Origin of the sequence: Delftia sp. DLF01, from assembly GCF_014852125.1 — a bacterium.
GTDB lineage: Bacteria > Pseudomonadota > Gammaproteobacteria > Burkholderiales > Burkholderiaceae_C > Comamonas > Comamonas acidovorans.
In genome coordinates this window covers 315,132-329,444 of record NZ_JACVAZ010000005.1, presented here as the reverse complement: position 1 = coordinate 329,444, position 14,313 = coordinate 315,132, and the positions used below count along the sequence as shown (strand labels likewise).

The 14,313-nt window shown below is 68.7% G+C and carries 14 protein-coding genes; 8 read left to right on the top strand and 6 right to left on the bottom strand.

Annotated elements, in window-relative coordinates:
• Window positions 1–237: 237 nt before the first annotated feature.
• From IB269_RS25190 to IB269_RS25180, 3 genes are read left to right on the top strand one after another with little or no spacing between them, the layout of a single operon-like run.
• Window positions 238–1,209: a tripartite tricarboxylate transporter substrate binding protein gene (locus tag IB269_RS25190; protein ID WP_192368621.1), complete on the top strand. Its 972-nt coding sequence runs from the start codon at window positions 238–240 to the stop codon at window positions 1,207–1,209.
• Window positions 1,187–1,447: a hypothetical protein gene (locus IB269_RS25185; RefSeq protein WP_013800077.1), complete on the top strand. Its 261-nt coding sequence runs from the start codon at window positions 1,187–1,189 to the stop codon at window positions 1,445–1,447. The genes IB269_RS25190 and IB269_RS25185 overlap by 23 nt, the downstream gene beginning before the upstream one ends.
• Window positions 1,431–2,822 carry an amidase gene (locus IB269_RS25180; protein WP_192368620.1) on the top strand — a complete coding sequence of 464 codons (1,392 nt, stop codon included), beginning with the start codon at window positions 1,431–1,433 and terminating at the stop codon, window positions 2,820–2,822. The genes IB269_RS25185 and IB269_RS25180 overlap by 17 nt, the downstream gene beginning before the upstream one ends.
• 68 nt (window positions 2,823–2,890) lie before the next feature.
• Here the strand turns inward: IB269_RS25180 and IB269_RS25175 are convergent, their stop codons facing one another.
• The 5 genes from IB269_RS25175 to fmdA all read right to left on the bottom strand — a co-directional run bounded on the left by IB269_RS25175 (window position 2,891) and on the right by fmdA (window position 8,181).
• On the bottom strand, window positions 2,891–4,021 hold the full coding sequence (locus IB269_RS25175) for a zinc-dependent alcohol dehydrogenase family protein (protein WP_065345479.1): 1,131 nt from the start codon (window positions 4,019–4,021) through the stop codon (window positions 2,891–2,893).
• Window positions 4,018–5,259 (bottom strand): ABC transporter substrate-binding protein, encoded by a 1,242-nt coding sequence (locus tag IB269_RS25170; RefSeq protein WP_192368619.1) that lies wholly within the window; start codon window positions 5,257–5,259, stop codon window positions 4,018–4,020. The genes IB269_RS25175 and IB269_RS25170 overlap by 4 nt, the downstream gene beginning before the upstream one ends.
• A 146-nt stretch (window positions 5,260–5,405) precedes the next feature.
• Entirely contained in the window at window positions 5,406–6,431 is a 1,026-nt protein-coding gene (locus IB269_RS25165; RefSeq protein ID WP_192368618.1) for a tripartite tricarboxylate transporter substrate binding protein, read from the bottom strand.
• A 146-nt stretch (window positions 6,432–6,577) separates the two neighbouring features.
• Window positions 6,578–6,931 carry a zinc ribbon domain-containing protein gene (locus tag IB269_RS25160; RefSeq protein WP_013800072.1) on the bottom strand — a complete coding sequence of 118 codons (354 nt, stop codon included), beginning with the start codon at window positions 6,929–6,931 and terminating at the stop codon, window positions 6,578–6,580.
• 17 nt (window positions 6,932–6,948) lie between these two features.
• Window positions 6,949–8,181 carry a formamidase gene (gene fmdA, locus IB269_RS25155; RefSeq protein WP_013800071.1) on the bottom strand — a complete coding sequence of 411 codons (1,233 nt, stop codon included), beginning with the start codon at window positions 8,179–8,181 and terminating at the stop codon, window positions 6,949–6,951.
• Between the two features lie 364 nt (window positions 8,182–8,545).
• Here fmdA and IB269_RS25150 point away from each other — a divergent pair, with 364 nt between their 5' ends.
• The 4 genes from IB269_RS25150 to IB269_RS25135 are packed head-to-tail and all read left to right on the top strand — an operon-like array spanning window position 8,546 to window position 11,778.
• Complete coding sequence (locus tag IB269_RS25150) at window positions 8,546–8,950, top strand: Zn-ribbon domain-containing OB-fold protein (protein ID WP_012202117.1); 405 nt, start codon at window positions 8,546–8,548, stop codon at window positions 8,948–8,950.
• Window positions 8,947–10,158, top strand: a complete 1,212-nt coding sequence (locus tag IB269_RS25145; protein WP_013800069.1) for a thiolase — start codon at window positions 8,947–8,949, stop codon at window positions 10,156–10,158. The genes IB269_RS25150 and IB269_RS25145 overlap by 4 nt, the downstream gene beginning before the upstream one ends.
• 28 nt (window positions 10,159–10,186) lie before the next feature.
• Entirely contained in the window at window positions 10,187–11,344 is a 1,158-nt protein-coding gene (locus IB269_RS25140) for an acyl-CoA dehydrogenase family protein (RefSeq protein WP_013800068.1), read from the top strand.
• Window positions 11,345–11,349: 5 nt separating this feature from the next.
• The gene (locus IB269_RS25135; RefSeq protein ID WP_192368670.1) at window positions 11,350–11,778 is read left to right on the top strand and encodes a PaaI family thioesterase; all 429 of its coding nucleotides are present in this window, start codon (window positions 11,350–11,352) and stop codon (window positions 11,776–11,778) included.
• 36 nt (window positions 11,779–11,814) lie between these two features.
• On the opposite strand, the gene IB269_RS25130 is transcribed toward IB269_RS25135, so the two are convergent.
• Window positions 11,815–12,729, bottom strand: coding sequence for a LysR family transcriptional regulator (locus IB269_RS25130; protein WP_012202113.1), 915 nt, complete (start codon window positions 12,727–12,729; stop codon window positions 11,815–11,817).
• Between the two features lie 162 nt (window positions 12,730–12,891).
• Between IB269_RS25130 and IB269_RS25125 the strand changes: the two genes are divergently transcribed.
• Window positions 12,892–14,193: a CaiB/BaiF CoA transferase family protein gene (locus IB269_RS25125; protein WP_192368617.1), complete on the top strand. Its 1,302-nt coding sequence runs from the start codon at window positions 12,892–12,894 to the stop codon at window positions 14,191–14,193.
• Window positions 14,194–14,313: the final 120 nt, after the last annotated feature.

Sequence of the window (14,313 nt, the reverse complement as noted above, 5' to 3'; positions counted from 1 at the left end):
CTCTGCAGCATGGACGCAACACCCCTACATTGCGCATCCGCAGGCCTTGCACCCCATCCTTCATGATGTAAAACTATGGCACTCAATGTTTCAATAGTTTTAACAAATTCATTATTTTTTCGCCTGCCTTGGCCTTGGCTGCAGTTACCGGATCCATCGTGAGATGCATCCCGGCGTGTCGGCCCGGATCTGCACAGGGCATGCATCCTCTCCCCCGCAACCACATGAATCAAGCCCATGAAAAGAATCCTCAGCCTGTTTCTCGGAGGTATTTTCCTGGTCGCTGCCAGCCTGGTTCATGCGGCCTGGCCAGACCGGCAGATCACGCTGGTTGTACCTTTCCCGGCAGGCGGTGGCACTGATGTCGTGGGGCGCATCATCGCCAAGGAGCTTGCACAACGCCTGCGCGTCAACGTGGTGGTGGAAAACCGCCCTGGCGCCTCGGGCAACATCGGCGCGCGCCAGGTCTCCAAGGCCAGTCCCGATGGATATACGCTGCTGATCTGCACCACGGCCCAGACCATCTCGGGCGCGCTGTACACGCAGGCCGGGTATGACGTGGCCAGCGACCTGGAAGCCATCTCCACCATCAACGACAGTCCCCTGGTGCTCATCACACGCCCGGGCCTGCAGCTGTCGTCGGTGCAGGAGCTGATCGAGCTGGCACGGCGCAGCCCCGGCAAGCTGACCTATGCCACGCCGGGCTATGGCAGCGCGGGCCACATGGCGGCCGAGGCCCTGAGTCTGGCCGCCGACATACGCATGCTGCACATCCCCTACCAGGGCGCCGCGCCCATGATGGCCGACCTGGTCAGCGGCCAGGTCGATATCGCCTTCGACCTGCTGATCACGGCCAAGCAGTATGTGAACCAGGGCAAGGTCAATCGCGTGGGCGTGGCCACGCGCGAGCGCTCGCCCCTCATGCCCGACTGGCAGACGCTCAGCGAGCAAAGCCCGGCCCGGCTCGGCAATTTCAACGAGACCGCATGGAATGTGCTCATGGCACCCAAGGGCACGCCGGTCGCGATAGTGAACGCCATCAATGCACAGATGAAAAATATCCTGGCCGATGAAAAGGTGCAGCGGAAATTCATGGAGCTTGGCAGCATTCCCCTTTGGAAATCCGTGGGCAGCACCAAGGCATTCGTATCCGACGACGCCAGAAAATGGAGAAAGGTGGTCAGTGATGCCGGCATCGCGAAAATCTGAAATACCCCCTTCGCCGCAGAAACTGGCAGGGCCCGATGTCAATGCGCTGCACGAATTGCTCAATGCGCTGAAAAAGCACGGCATCGACATCCCCTTCGAGCGGCTGGGACCCATCCTGGCGGAGCACCAGTTGCTGATGGAGCACCGCGGCCTCGTCAACGAACTGGCGCATGAGGCGGGTCCCTCGCACATCCACACCACCATTTCCCGTCAGAGCAACCATGCGCGGCAGTCCTGAACTTTCCATACGGCAGATGGCCAGCGCGCTGCGCGCCGGCAAGACCACCTCGGAGATGCTGACCCGGGCGGCGCTGGGACGCATCCGCGCCATGGACATCGACATCCATGCCTTCACCAATCTCGATGCCAGCGGTGCCATGGAGGCTGCGCGCAGCGCAGACATGGCGCGCGCCGAAAGCGCCGACCTGCCGCTGCTCCACGGCATTCCCGTGGCCATCAAGGACGTCTACGACGTGGCCGGCCTGCCGACCACCTGCCAGTCCTGGCTGAGCCTGGACTATGTGCCCGAGGAAGACTGCACGCCGGTGCTGCGCCTGCGCGATGCGGGTGCCATCATCCTGGGCAAGCTGGCCACGCACGAGTTCGCCATCGGCGCGCCCAGCCCCGACCTGCCGTTTCCCGCGGCCCGCAATCCCTGGGACCTGGCCCATATCCCGGGCGGATCGTCGTCGGGCTCGGGCGCCGCCATTGCGGCAGGCTTCACGCGGCTGGCCCTGGGCACCTGCACGGGCGGCTCCATCCTCATACCGGCCGCCTGGTGCGGCGCCGTAGGGCTGAAACCCACCTACGGCCGCGTCTCCAAGCACGGCGTGTTTCCGCTGGCCTGGACGCTGGACCATTGCGGCCCGCTGTCGCGCAGCGTGGAGGATGCGGCCATCGCGCTGCAGGTGCTGGCCGGTCACGACCCGCTGGACCCGGCCAGCTCCACCGAACCCGTGGACGACTACTGCACGGGGCTTGAGCAGGGCGTGAAGGGCCTGACCATCGGCGTGCCGCAGGACCACTTCCAGTCCTCGCCCCAGGCGTCGCCCACGTTCCTTTCGGCCTTCGACCGCACGGCCGCGCTGCTGGCCGAGGCCGGCGCCCGTCCCATCCACGTGAGCCTGCCCCACAGCCAGCAGTTCCTGGCGGCCGGCCGCGTCATCCTCAGTGCCGAGATGTTCACCATCCATGCGCAGGACCTGCGCTCGCGCCCGCTGGACTATGGCGAGCTCACGGCGGCGCGGCTGCTGCTGGGCGCCACCGTGTCCTCGGAGGACTACCTGAACGCCCTGCGCGTGCGCCGCATGCTGGCGGCCCGCGTGGACGCAGCCCTGGACCGCTGCGACGTGCTGCTGACCGCCATCACCCTGGATACGGCGCCGCGCTTCGATCCCATGCCGCATTTCCGCCACTGGCCGGTGCAGACCCATGCCTTCAACGTGACCGGGCACCCGGCCATCAGCGTGCCGGTCGGCCTGTCGCCGCAAGGCCTGCCGCTGGCCGTGCAGGTGGTGGGACGCTACTTCGACGAGGCCCGCCTCCTGCAGGTGGCCCGGGCCATCGAGCGGCTGACCGGCTGGGAAAACCAGCTGCTGCCCGACGGCACCTGACCGCCGTGCTTGGCTTGGGCTCAGCCGCAGCAGCAGCCCCCGTCCCCGCTGATCGGCCTGACTTCCTGTCAGGCCTCCATGCGGATGATCTGGCGTATGGCCTCGCCCCGCGCCAGGCGGTCGAAGCCCTCGTTGATCTGGTCCAGCGTCAGGTGGCCGGTGACCAGGCGGTCCACCGGCAGCTTGCCGGCCGCATGCAGGGCCAGGTAGCGGTCGATGTCGCGGCGCGGCACGCAGCTGCCCATGTAGCAGCCCTTGAGCGTGCGCTCCTCGGCCACCAGGTGCCAGACCGGCAGGCTGATGGCCTGGGCGCTGGAGGGCAGGCCCGCCGTCACGGTCTGGCCCCCGCGCCGCGTGATGCGGTAGGCCATCTCCAGTGCCTTGGCCGACCCCACCATCTCGAAGGCATGGTCCACGCCGCCGCCCGTCAGCGCCCGCACCTGCTTGACGGCATCCTCGTCGCCGGCATTGACGGTATCGGTGGCGCCGAATTCGCGCGCCATGGCCAGCTTGTCGGCATTGAGGTCCACGGCCACCACGCGGGCCGCGCCCGCCGCCGCCGCGCCCATCACCGAGGACAGGCCCACGCCGCCCAGCCCCACCACGGCCACGCTCTGGCCGGGGCTCACTCTGGCGGTATTGGCCACCGCGCCCACGCCGGTCATCACGGCGCAGCCGAATAGCGCGGCCAGCTCCAGCGGCACCGACTTGTCGATGCGGTGCACGCCGCGGCGCGAGAGCACGGCATGCTCGGCAAAGGCCGAGACGCCGACGAAGTGCGAGATGGGCTGGCCATTGCGCGACAGCCGCCTGGCGCCCGACAGCAGGGTGCCCGCCACGCCGGCCTGGCCTGCGGGCTCGCAGAGCACCGGCCGGCCCTCGGCGCAGGGCTGGCAGTTGCCGCAGCCGGGCACGAAGAGCATGACCACGTGGTCGCCCACCTCCAGGTCGGTCACGCCCTCGCCCAGCGCCTGGATCACGCCTGCGGCCTCATGGCCGAGCACGATGGGCGTGTCGCGCGGACGGTCGCCGTTGATGATGGACAGGTCGGAGTGGCACACGCCTGCGGCGGCCACCTTGACCAGCACCTCGCCGGGGCCGGGCGGCGCCAGGTCCACCTCCCAGATCTCCAGCGGGCGGCTGTCGGCATAGGGCGCGGCTGCGCCCGTTCTCGTGAGTACGGCGGCGCGTGTCTTCATGATGTCTTCACCAGCTTGCAGCTGCTCTTGGACAGCGGGCGGAAGGCCTCGTCACCGGGGATGGTGGAGAGCACCTTGTAGTAGTCCCAGGGGTATCTGGATTCCTCGGGCTTCTTGATCTGCACCAGGTACATGTCGTGCACCATGCGGCCGTCCTCGCGCACCTTGCCGTTCTGGGCGAAGAAGTCCTCGATGGGCATCTGCTTGAGCTGGCGCGCCACCGCGTTGCCGTCGTCGCCCCTGGTGGCCTGCACGGCCTTGAGGTAGTTGGTGACGGCCGAGTAGGCGCCCGCATGGATCATGGAGGGCATCTTCTTCATCTTCTCGAAGAAGCGCCGCGACCAGACGCGCGTGACCTCGGTGCGGTCCCAGTAAAAGCCCGTGGTCAGCACCATGCCCTGGCCGTAGCGCAGGCCCAGCGCATGCACGTCGTTGATGAACAGCAGGCTGGGCACCAGGGTCTGCCTGGGCGCGATGCCGAACTCGTGCGCGGCCTTGATGGCGTTGACCGTGTCGCTGGTGGCATTGGCCAGGTTGATCACCGAGGCCTTGGACGCCTGGGCCTGCAGCAGGAAGGACGAGAAATCACTGGCGTTGAGCGGATGGAAGGTGGTGCCCACCAGCTTGCCGCCGCCGTCTTTCAGGAAGTCGGTCACATTGGCCGTCATGGCCTTGCCGAAGGCATAGTCCACGCCCAGGATGAACCAGTCCTTCTTGCCCTGGGCCAGGATGCCGCGCACCGCGCCATTGGCCAGCGCATAGCTGTCGTAGGTGTAGTGGATGGCCGTGGGCGCGCAGTGCTCGTTGGTGAGGATGTCCGAGGCGCCGCCGGTGTTGATCACCATCTTGCCGCGCTCACGCGCCAGGTTGTTGACGGCGATGGCGACGGCCGTGTTGTTGATGTCCACGATCAGGTCCACGCCGTCGCGGTCGAACCAGGTGCGCGCATGGGTGGCGCCCACGTCGGCCTTGTTCTGGTGGTCGGCCCAGACCACCTCGATCTTCCTGCCCAGCACCTGGCCGCCGAAGTCGGCCACGGCCATCTTCGCGGCCTCGACGGAGCCGCGCCCCGCCGTGTCCGCGTACAGGCCCGACATGTCGCTGAGCACGCCGATGCGCACCACATCGTCCGATATCTGCTGCGCCTGCGCCGCCGCCGCCCACAGCAGGCCAGCGCCCAGCGCGCAGCCGGCAGCGCGCGCCTTGGTCAAGCCGCCTCGCATCAAGCCTTTCCGCATATCCGTCTCCTTGTCTCGGGGTTGTTTTTCTGGATACCGAAGGCAAGCCTAAGCAGGCCATAGCGGCCCGCCTATGCGCGATTGCGAAAGGCGGGGTTGCAGCGCTGCGAAGCCGGGTTTGTCCCGAGTCCGGCCCGCCGCCGCGCTCAGTCCGCCTGGATGCCGGCCACCTTGACCACCTGGGCCCATTTGCGCAGCTCGCTGCTCAGGCGCTCGCGCATCTGCTGCTGGGTGCCGGGGTCGGCCTCGGCGCCCGCCGTCAGCAGGCGCTGGCGCACGGCGGCATCGCGCAGCGCGGTGTTGAAGTCGGCGTTGATGCGCGCCAGCACGGCGGGCGGCGTGCGGGCCGGCGCAAACAGCGCGGCCCAGGAATAGGCCTCGTACTCGGGCAGGCCCGACTCGGCAATGGTGGGCACCTCGGGCAGCATGGCCGAGCGCTGGCGGCTGGCCACGCCCAGCACCTTGATGCGGCCGGACTTGATGTGCTGCAGCGCGCTGGGCGCATCGGCAAACATCAGCTGCACCTGGCCGCCCAGCAGGTCGTTCATGGCCGGCGCGCTGCCCTTGTAGGGAATGTGCTGCAGCTTGATGCCTGCATGCATGTTGAACAGCTCGCCGGCCAGGTGCGTGCCGCCGCCATTGCCCGAGGAGCCGAAGCTCAGGCCGTTGCCGGACTTGGCCAGCGCGATCAGCTCGCGCACATTGCTGGCGGGCACCGAGGGATGGGCCACCAGGAAGACCGGGAACATGGCCGCAAAGCTCACGGGAGCGAAGTCACGCTCTATGTCGTAGGTCATCTTCGTCTGCAGCGCCGGGTTCACCGCATGGTGGATGGAGCCCACGAACAGCGTGTAGCCGTCGGCAGGCTCCTTGGCTGCGAGGGCCGCGCCCACCATGCCGCCGGCGCCCGCGCGGTTGTCCACCAGGTTGGGCTGCTGCCAGATCTCGCCCAGCTTCTGGGTGAAGGCGCGCGCCGTGGTGTCCACGGGACCGCCGGGCGGAAAGGGCACGATGAAGCGCACGGGCCGCGTGGGCCAGGCATCAGCCGCATGGGCCACCCGGGCTGCGGGAAACAGGCTGCTGGCAGCCAGCGCGCCGCCGGCGGACAGCAGGCGGCGGCGCTGCGACGAAAAGGAAGACGGGCAAGAGGATGGGAGGGAAGACGGGGGCATGGCGAAACTCCGGGCAACGGGCGGCGGCTTGCCGCGCGGCCCATTCTGGGCAAGCCGGCCTGCGCCGTGTTTCGCGAATGTGGAAGGCGCGCTTCCAGGGCTCCCAAGCGGTGGAAACCCTGGGAAGCGGTCCACTCCGATGCAGCCTAGTGGCTGATCATCCAGGGCCGCCGCGAGGGCGCGGACTTTGCGCCGTTGGGTGCCGTCACCGTGGCGCTGCGCCGCCCCGATCCGCAGCAGCCGCAGCCTGCCGGGTGCTTGAAGCGCGCATAGCCATGGTCATAGTCGCGCGAGCTGGCGGGCTCGTGGCGCGCGCGCTCGTTGGTGTCCATGGCGCGGCGCGTGCCGTCGGCCATCAGCGCCAGCCGGGGCGCGGCGGCCAGCACGCGCGCAGCAGCCGTGCCGCAGCCGGGGCAGGCCGCAGGCTCGTCGCGCAGGCGCAGCGGCCGCAGGGCCTCGAAGCCGCCGCATTGCACGCAGTCATAGTCGTAGGTGGGCATGGGCGGACTCCTTGGCGTCAGCGCAGGTCGGGGGACAGGGGCATGTCGATGCTGCCGTCGAACTGGACGACCGGCCCCGCCGCGTTGGGGTTGATGTCGAAGTCGAAGATGCCCGTGGGCAGCCACAACGTGGCGCAGGAGTTGGGCACGTCCACCACGCCGCTGATATGGCCCTGCACGGGCGCCGTGCCCAGGATGGAATACGCCTGGGCGCCGCTGTAGCCGAATTTCTTCAGGTATTCGATGGCGTTCAGGCAGGCCTGGCGGTAGGCCACGTTGACATCCAGGTAGTGCTGCCTGCCGCTCTCGTCCACCGAGATGCCCTCGAAGATCAGGTAGTCGTCATAGCGCGGCGTGATGGGGCTGGGCTTGAAGATGGGGTTCTTGATGCCGTACTTGGCCATGCCGCCCTTGATGAGGCTGACCTTCATGTGCACCCAGCCGGCCATCTCGATGGCGCCGCAGAAGGTGATCTCGCCGTCGCCCTGGCTGAAGTGCAGGTCGCCCACGCTCAGGCCGGCGCCGTCCACATAGACGGGGAAGAACACCTTGGCGCCGCGCGAGAGGTCCTTGATGTCGCAGTTGCCGCCATGCTCGCGCGGCGGCACGGTGCGCGCGCCTTCGGCGGCGGCCTTGTCGCGCGCTTCGCCGCGCATCTGGCCCATGTGGGCCGTGCCGGCCGACGGCGGGTTGGCCAGGCCGGGCACGCGTTCGGGGTCGGTGGCGATGAGGGCGCGCTCGCGCTCGTTCCACATCTCCAGCATGGGCCGGTCAGGCAGGCAGCCGATGAGGCCGGGATGGATGAGGCCGGGGAAGTTCACGCCTGGTATGTGGCGCGAGCTGGTGAACATGCCCTTGAAGTCCCAGATCGATTTCTGGGCCGAGGGGAAATGGTCGGTCAGGAAGCCGCCGCCATTGTTTTTGGAGAAAAAGCCGTTGAAGCCCCAGAGGCTGTCGGGCTTGGCGCCGATGTCCAGCAGGTCCACCACCAGCAGGTCGCCGGGCTGGGCGCCCTTCACGCCCACGGGGCCGGACAGGTAGTGCACCGTGGTCAGGTCGATGTCGCGCACATCGTCGGCGCTGTCGTTGTTCTTGATGAAGCCGCCGGTCCAGTCGTAGGTCTCCAGGATGAAGTCGTCGCCGGGCTGGACCCAGCAGGCCATGGGAATGTCCGGGTGCCAGCGGTTGTGGACTCTTTCGTTGTCGGTGGGCGGGCGGTTCAGGTCCACCTTGATCAGCGTATCCGTCATGTGCAAAAACCTCCTGGGTGGGTGGGGATCGACAGCGGAGAACGGGCCGGGGTGCGGCGCGCCATTGCCGGCCTTCCTGTGGCGCCACACTGTGCCAAAGCGGCGGCGCGCCCTCGGTGCGCCGGCAGGCGGCGCAGGGCGGGTATGAAGAAAAGGCCGGGAATGCATAAACACCATAGCAGCCGTGCCCGCCGGCCCGCCTAGGCAGCAACCCTGGGTTGACAGCCGGGCGCCGGCACTGGTGAAGCCACCCTTCCAGATTGGCGAATTGAAGCGGCCCCGCGATGCGGGCATGCTGGCGGACAGCCGCTGCGCCCGCGTGCCGGGTGCAGCGCCAAGAACACCGAGAACGGAAACACCGCCCATGCACCTGAGCGCACAGACCCACTACCAGGCCGAACTCGATGCCGGCCGCTTCTGCATACAGCAGTGCACGCAATGCACGCGCCATGTCTTCACCCCGCGCGAGCTGTGCCCGCACTGCGGCGCCAGCCCGCTGCGCTGGGTGCGCGCCAGCGGCCAGGGCACGGTCTACTCCACCAGCACCGTCGCGCGCAAGAGCGATGCCGGTGGCGACTACAACGTGGCCCTGATCGACCTGGACGAAGGCGTGCGCATGATGGGCCGCGTCGAAGGCATTGCGCCGGCCGACGTGCGCATAGGCCAGCGCGTGAGCGCCCATGTGGCGAGCAAGGACGGACGCGGCCTGGTGCTGTTCCAGCCCGCGCTCGGACAGGCAGCACAGGGATCGCAGGGAGGTGCAGCATGAACACCCGCATCCCCCAATCCACCCTGGACGCCGCCGCCGTGAACCGCCCGCTGCGCGGGCGCGTGGCCATTGCCGGCGCCGCCACCTATGGCTGCGGCGAGGCGCCCGGCATGGACGACATGACCCTGCTGGTGCGCGCCGCCCATGCGGCCGTGGCCGATGCGGGCCTGACCATGCAGGACATCGACGGCCTGGCCACCTGCAGCGTCAACGCCAGCATGTGGACCATGCCGGTGATCGAGCACCTGGGCATCAACCCGACCTATGTGGACGGCACGATGATCGGCGGCAGCAGCTTCATCGCCCACCTGCTGCCCGCCATCCGCGCGCTGGAGGCCGGCCAGTGCAAGGCCGTGCTGGTGTGCTACGGCAGCGCCCAGCGCTCGGCCACCTTCGGCCGCAAGGAAGGCCAGGCGGCGCGGCGTTTCCTGGACCCGCAGCCCTACGAGTTCCCCTACGAGCCCGTGCTGCCCGTGACCGCCTATGCGCTGGCGGCCGCGCGCCACATGCACGAGTTCGGCACCACGCGCGAGCAACTGGCCGAGGTGGCCGTGGCCGCGCGTGCCTGGGCCCAGCTCAACCCCGAAGCCTTCATGCGCGACCCGCTGACCATCGAGGACGTGCTCTCGGCCCGCCCCATCGCCAGCCCCTTGAGCGTGCGCGACTGCTGCCTGGTGACGGACGGCGCGGGCGCCATCGTGCTGGTGCGCGGCGAGCGCGCCCGCGACCTGCCGCGCCCCCCCGTCTACGTGCTGGGCAACGCCACGGCCATCTGGAACCGCCAGATCTCCTGCATGCCCGACCTGACCACCACGGCCGCCGCGCAGTCGGGCGCCCAGGCCTTTGCCATGGCGGGGCTCACCGCTGCCGACATGGACATGGCCCAGGTCTACGACGCCTTCACCATCAACACCCTGCTGTTCCTGGAGGACCTGGGCTTTTGCGCCAAGGGCGAGGGCGGCGCCTTCGTGTCCAAGGGCGGTATCGCGCCCGGCGGGCGGCTGGCCGTCAACACCAACGGCGGCGGCCTGTCCTGCGTGCACCCGGGCATGTACGGCATCTTTGCGCTGATCGAGGCCGTGCGCCAGCTGCGCGGCGAGGCCGGCCAGCGCCAGCTGGGACGCCACCGCACGGCCGTGGTCCATGGCAATGGCGGCACCCTTTCCAGCCAGTCCACGGCTGTGCTGGGTACGGCCGAGGCGCTTTGATTCCGTAGAGAGAAGAAAGAACACCGCAATGATCCGCGACCAAGAAACCCTCGAAGCCCTGCTGGACAGCGTGCGCCGCTTTGTGCGCGAGCGCCTGGTGCCCGCCGAAAACGAAGTGGCCGAGACCGACGAGATTCCCGAGTCCATCGTGCAGGAGATGCGCAACCTGGGCCTGTTCGGCATGACCATCCCCGAGCAGTTCGGCGGGCTGGAGCTGACCATGGAGGAAGAGGTGCGCGTGCTCTTCGAGCTGTGCCAGACCGCGCCGGCCTTCCGCTCGGTGATCGGCACGACCGTGGGCATAGGCTCGCAGGGCATCCTCATCGACGGCACGCCCGAGCAGCAGGCGGCCTGGCTGCCCAAGCTGGCCACGGGCGAGATCATGGCCTCGTTCGCGCTGACCGAGCCCGAGGCGGGCTCGGACGCGGCCTCGCTGCGCACCACCGCCATCAGGGACGGGGACCACTATGTGGTCAACGGCAACAAGCGCTTCATCACCAATGCGCCGCATGCGGGCATGTTCACGCTGATGGCGCGCACCGACCCGGCCAACAAGGGCGCGGGCGGCGTCTCGGCCTTCATCGTCGATGCGAAGTCGCCGGGCATCAGCTTCGGCAAGAACGACGTGAAGATGGGCCAGAAGGGCGCGCACACCTGCGACGTGTTCTTCGACAACGTGCGCGTGCCGGCGGCCAACCTCATCGGCCTGAAGGAAGGCCAGGGCTTCAAGACCGCCATGAAGGTGCTGGACAAGGGCCGCATCCACATCGCGGCCGTGAGCGTGGGCGTGGCGCAGCGCATCCTGCGCGACGCGCTGAACTATGCGCTGGAGCGCAAGCAGTTCGGCCAGCCCATCTGCGAGTTCCAGCTGGTGCAGGCCATGCTGGCCGACAGCCAGGCCGAGCTGTACGCGGCCGAGTGCATGGTGATCGACGCCGCGCGCCGCCGCGACGAGGGCCGCAACGTCTCCACCGAGGCCTCGTGCTGCAAGATGTTCGCCACCGAGATGGTGGGCCGCGTGGCCGACCGCGCCGTGCAGATCCTGGGCGGCTCGGGCTACCTGGCCGAGTTCGGCATCGAGCGCTTCTACCGCGACGTGCGGCTGTTCCGCCTGTACGAAGGCACGACCCAGATCCAGCAGGTCATCATCGCGCGCAACATGGTGCGCGAGGCGCGCGCCGCATGAGCCGCATGAGCGCACCGGCCCCCGACCGCAATGCCTTCATGCGGCTGATCGGCGCCTCGCAGGTGCCCGCGCCGCCCGGCAAGGTCCATGTGCGCCTGCCCCACATGCGCAAGGAACTGCTCAACCAGCTGCCCGCCGCGCACGGCGGCGTGCTCATGACGCTGCTGGACTCCGTGATGTCGCGCGCCGCCGGCGAGCTGCCCGGTGCGCCATCGCAGACCGCCGTGACGGTGGAGATGAGCAGCCGCTTCCACCGCCCGGGCAAGGGCGCGCTGCTGGCCGAAGGCTGGGTGGTGCATGCCAGCCGCAGCCTGTGCAGCTGCGCGGCGCAGTTGCTCGATGAAGACGGAAAGCTCGTGGCCACGGCCACCGGCACCTTCAAATACTGGCTGGCACCGACCACGCTGGACCGGGACACGGCCCAGGCCGACTGAGCAGGCGGCGGTCGGCGGGCTGCTGTTGGCCGGCGGCTACTCCAGCGTGAGCCGGCCCTGTGCGTCGGCCACCAGCAGCTCCACCAGCTCCTGGGCGAAGGACGGCAGGGCCTCCAGGCTGCGCACGCAGATCTGCATCTCGCGCACCGACCAGGCATCGGACAGCGGCACGATGGCGATGTCCATGGAATGCGCATGGCGGCTGGCGGCCGACTCGGGCAGCACGCCCACGCCCACGCCGGACTCGATCATGCGGCAGGCCGTCTCGAAGTTGCCCACCTGGATGCGCTGCTTGATGGGCCGGTGCAGCTGGTCGCTGGCCTGGCGCAGGAAGGCGTGGATGGCACTGGATTCGTGCAGGCCCACATGGTCCAGGTCCAGCGTGTCGGCAAAGGCCATCTGCATCTCGCCATCGAGCGCATGGCCGCGCGGCACCACCAGCACCAGGCGGTCGCGGCGGTAGGGCAGGGTCTCCAGGTTCTCGGTGCGCACCAGGCCGGCGACGATGCCGATGTCGGTCTGCCCCTCGGTCACGGCACGCACGATGTCGTGCGACAGGCGCTCGCGCAGGTCGATGTTCACGTCGGGATTGCGGCGCAGGTAATGGCGCAGCACGGGCGGCAGGAACTCGCCCAGCGAGGTGGTGTTGGCAAACACCCGCACATGGCCCTTGATGCCACGCACGTACTCCTGCATGTCGCCGCGCAGGTGCTCGATCTGGCCCAGCACCATGCGCGCATGGGTGACGAAGGCCTGGCCCGGCGGCGTCAGCGTCACGCCCTGGCTGGTGCGGTACAGCAGCTTGGTGCCGATGCTCTCCTCCAGGTTCTTGATGCGGGTGCTGGCCGCCGGCAGGGAGATGAAGGAAAGTTCCGCGCCACGCGTCATGCTGTTGGCGTCGGCGATGTGCACCATAAGGCGCAGATCCACAAGATCGAAATGCATGGCCATCCGGCATTGTAGAAAGCCGCAGGCTCCGGCACTGAGCCGCGCGCGTCAGTACAAACCGCAGTGCCGGCCCGTGCGCGAACGCGCGCTTTCACAAATGCGAAGCCGCAGCAGGCCCGCGCGCCGTAGCATGGGCCCATCTGCCCGGGATAGCCGCCTCAGCCCATGAACCACACAGAAACCCCCTCCCCCAGCCCCATCAACAACACGGCCACCCAGACCGCAGGAGCGCTGGGCCATCTGCGCGTGCTCGACCTCTCGCGCGTGCTGGCCGGCCCCTGGTGCACCCAGAACCTGGCCGACATGGGGGCCGACGTGATCAAGATCGAAAAGCCCGGCGAGGGCGACGACACGCGCCACTGGGGCCCGCCCTTCTTTCCCGATGCGCAAGGCAATCCCTCGGACAACGCCGTGTACTTCGCGGCCTGCAACCGCAACAAGCGATCGGTCACCGTGGACATGGCCACGGCCGAGGGCCAGCAGCTGATCCGCGAGCTGGCCATGCAAAGCGATGTGGTGGTGGAGAACTTCAAGACCGGAGGCCTCAAGCGCTACGGCCTGGACTACGCCTCGCTGAGCGCGCTGAACCCGCGCCTGATCTATTGCTCGGTCACGGGCTTCGGCCAGACCGGGCCCTATGCGCCGCGCGCCGGCTACGACCTGCTGGTGCAGGCCATGAGCGGCCTCATGAGCATCACGGGCCGCACCGACAGCGAGCCCGGCGGCGGCCCGCTGCGCGTGGGCGTGGCCGTGATCGACCTGTTCACCGGCATGTATGCGACCACGGCCATCCTGGGCGCCGTGGAGGCGCGCCACCACACGGGGCGGGGCCAGCACATCGACATGGCCTTGCTGGACGTGGCCATGGCCGTGCTGGCCAACCAGGGCGCGGGCTTCCTGAACACCGGCCATGTGCCGGGCCGCCAGGGCAACACCCACCCCAGCGTCGTGCCCTACCAGGACTTCCCCACGGCCGACGGCCGCATGCTGCTGGCCATAGGCAACGACGGCCAGTTCGCGCGCTTTTGCGGGGCGGCCGGCGTGGACTGGGCGCGCGACGAGCGCTTTGCCACCAATGCCGGCCGCGTCATCCACCGCGACGCGCTGATCCCGTTGATGGCCGAACTCACGCGCGGCCGGCCCACGGCCGAGTGGATCGCGCTGCTGGAGGACAAGGCCGTGCCCTGCGGCCCCATCAACCACATCGGCCAGGCCTTCGACGATGCGCAGGTGCGCGCGCGCGGCCTGCGCGTGGAGCAGGAGCGCTATCCGGGCGCCACGCCGCCTGCGGGCGAGACCATCAACCGCGTGGTGACCACGGCCAGCCCGCTGCGCCTGTCGGACACGCCCACCACGCTGCGCCATGCGCCGCCCGCCCTGGGCCAGCACACGGACGAGGTGCTGCGCGAGCGCCTGGGCCTGGACGCGCAGCAGCTGCAGGCCCTGCGCGGCAGGGGCGTGGTCTGAGCGACTGGCGACAGACGCCGGTCGCCTTGATGCGCTGAAGTTTCCGATGCCTTGAAACCGGCCATCCGCAGACGCGGATGGCTTGGCTGCGGGCCTGCAAACGGCTTTTAGGACACGTCC

Excerpts from the sequence above, each read along its gene's own strand:
- IB269_RS25160 (WP_013800072.1), bottom strand. The coding sequence starts at position 6,931 with ATGCCCACCTACGACTATGACTGCGTGCAATGCGGCGGCTTCGAGGCC.
- IB269_RS25145 (WP_013800069.1), top strand. The coding sequence starts at position 8,947 with ATGAACACCCGCATCCCCCAATCCACCCTGGACGCCGCCGCCGTGAAC.
- IB269_RS25175 (WP_065345479.1), bottom strand. The coding sequence starts at position 4,021 with ATGAAGACACGCGCCGCCGTACTCACGAGAACGGGCGCAGCCGCGCCC.
- IB269_RS25135 (WP_192368670.1), top strand. The coding sequence starts at position 11,350 with ATGAGCGCACCGGCCCCCGACCGCAATGCCTTCATGCGGCTGATCGGC.
- IB269_RS25170 (WP_192368619.1), bottom strand. The coding sequence starts at position 5,259 with ATGCGGAAAGGCTTGATGCGAGGCGGCTTGACCAAGGCGCGCGCTGCC.
- IB269_RS25125 (WP_192368617.1), top strand. The coding sequence starts at position 12,892 with ATGAACCACACAGAAACCCCCTCCCCCAGCCCCATCAACAACACGGCC.
- IB269_RS25130 (WP_012202113.1), bottom strand. The coding sequence starts at position 12,729 with ATGGCCATGCATTTCGATCTTGTGGATCTGCGCCTTATGGTGCACATC.
- IB269_RS25150 (WP_012202117.1), top strand. The coding sequence starts at position 8,546 with ATGCACCTGAGCGCACAGACCCACTACCAGGCCGAACTCGATGCCGGC.
- IB269_RS25140 (WP_013800068.1), top strand. The coding sequence starts at position 10,187 with ATGATCCGCGACCAAGAAACCCTCGAAGCCCTGCTGGACAGCGTGCGC.
- IB269_RS25190 (WP_192368621.1), top strand. The coding sequence starts at position 238 with ATGAAAAGAATCCTCAGCCTGTTTCTCGGAGGTATTTTCCTGGTCGCT.
- IB269_RS25180 (WP_192368620.1), top strand. The coding sequence starts at position 1,431 with ATGCGCGGCAGTCCTGAACTTTCCATACGGCAGATGGCCAGCGCGCTG.
- fmdA (WP_013800071.1), bottom strand. The coding sequence starts at position 8,181 with ATGACGGATACGCTGATCAAGGTGGACCTGAACCGCCCGCCCACCGAC.
- IB269_RS25185 (WP_013800077.1), top strand. The coding sequence starts at position 1,187 with ATGCCGGCATCGCGAAAATCTGAAATACCCCCTTCGCCGCAGAAACTG.
- IB269_RS25165 (WP_192368618.1), bottom strand. The coding sequence starts at position 6,431 with ATGCCCCCGTCTTCCCTCCCATCCTCTTGCCCGTCTTCCTTTTCGTCG.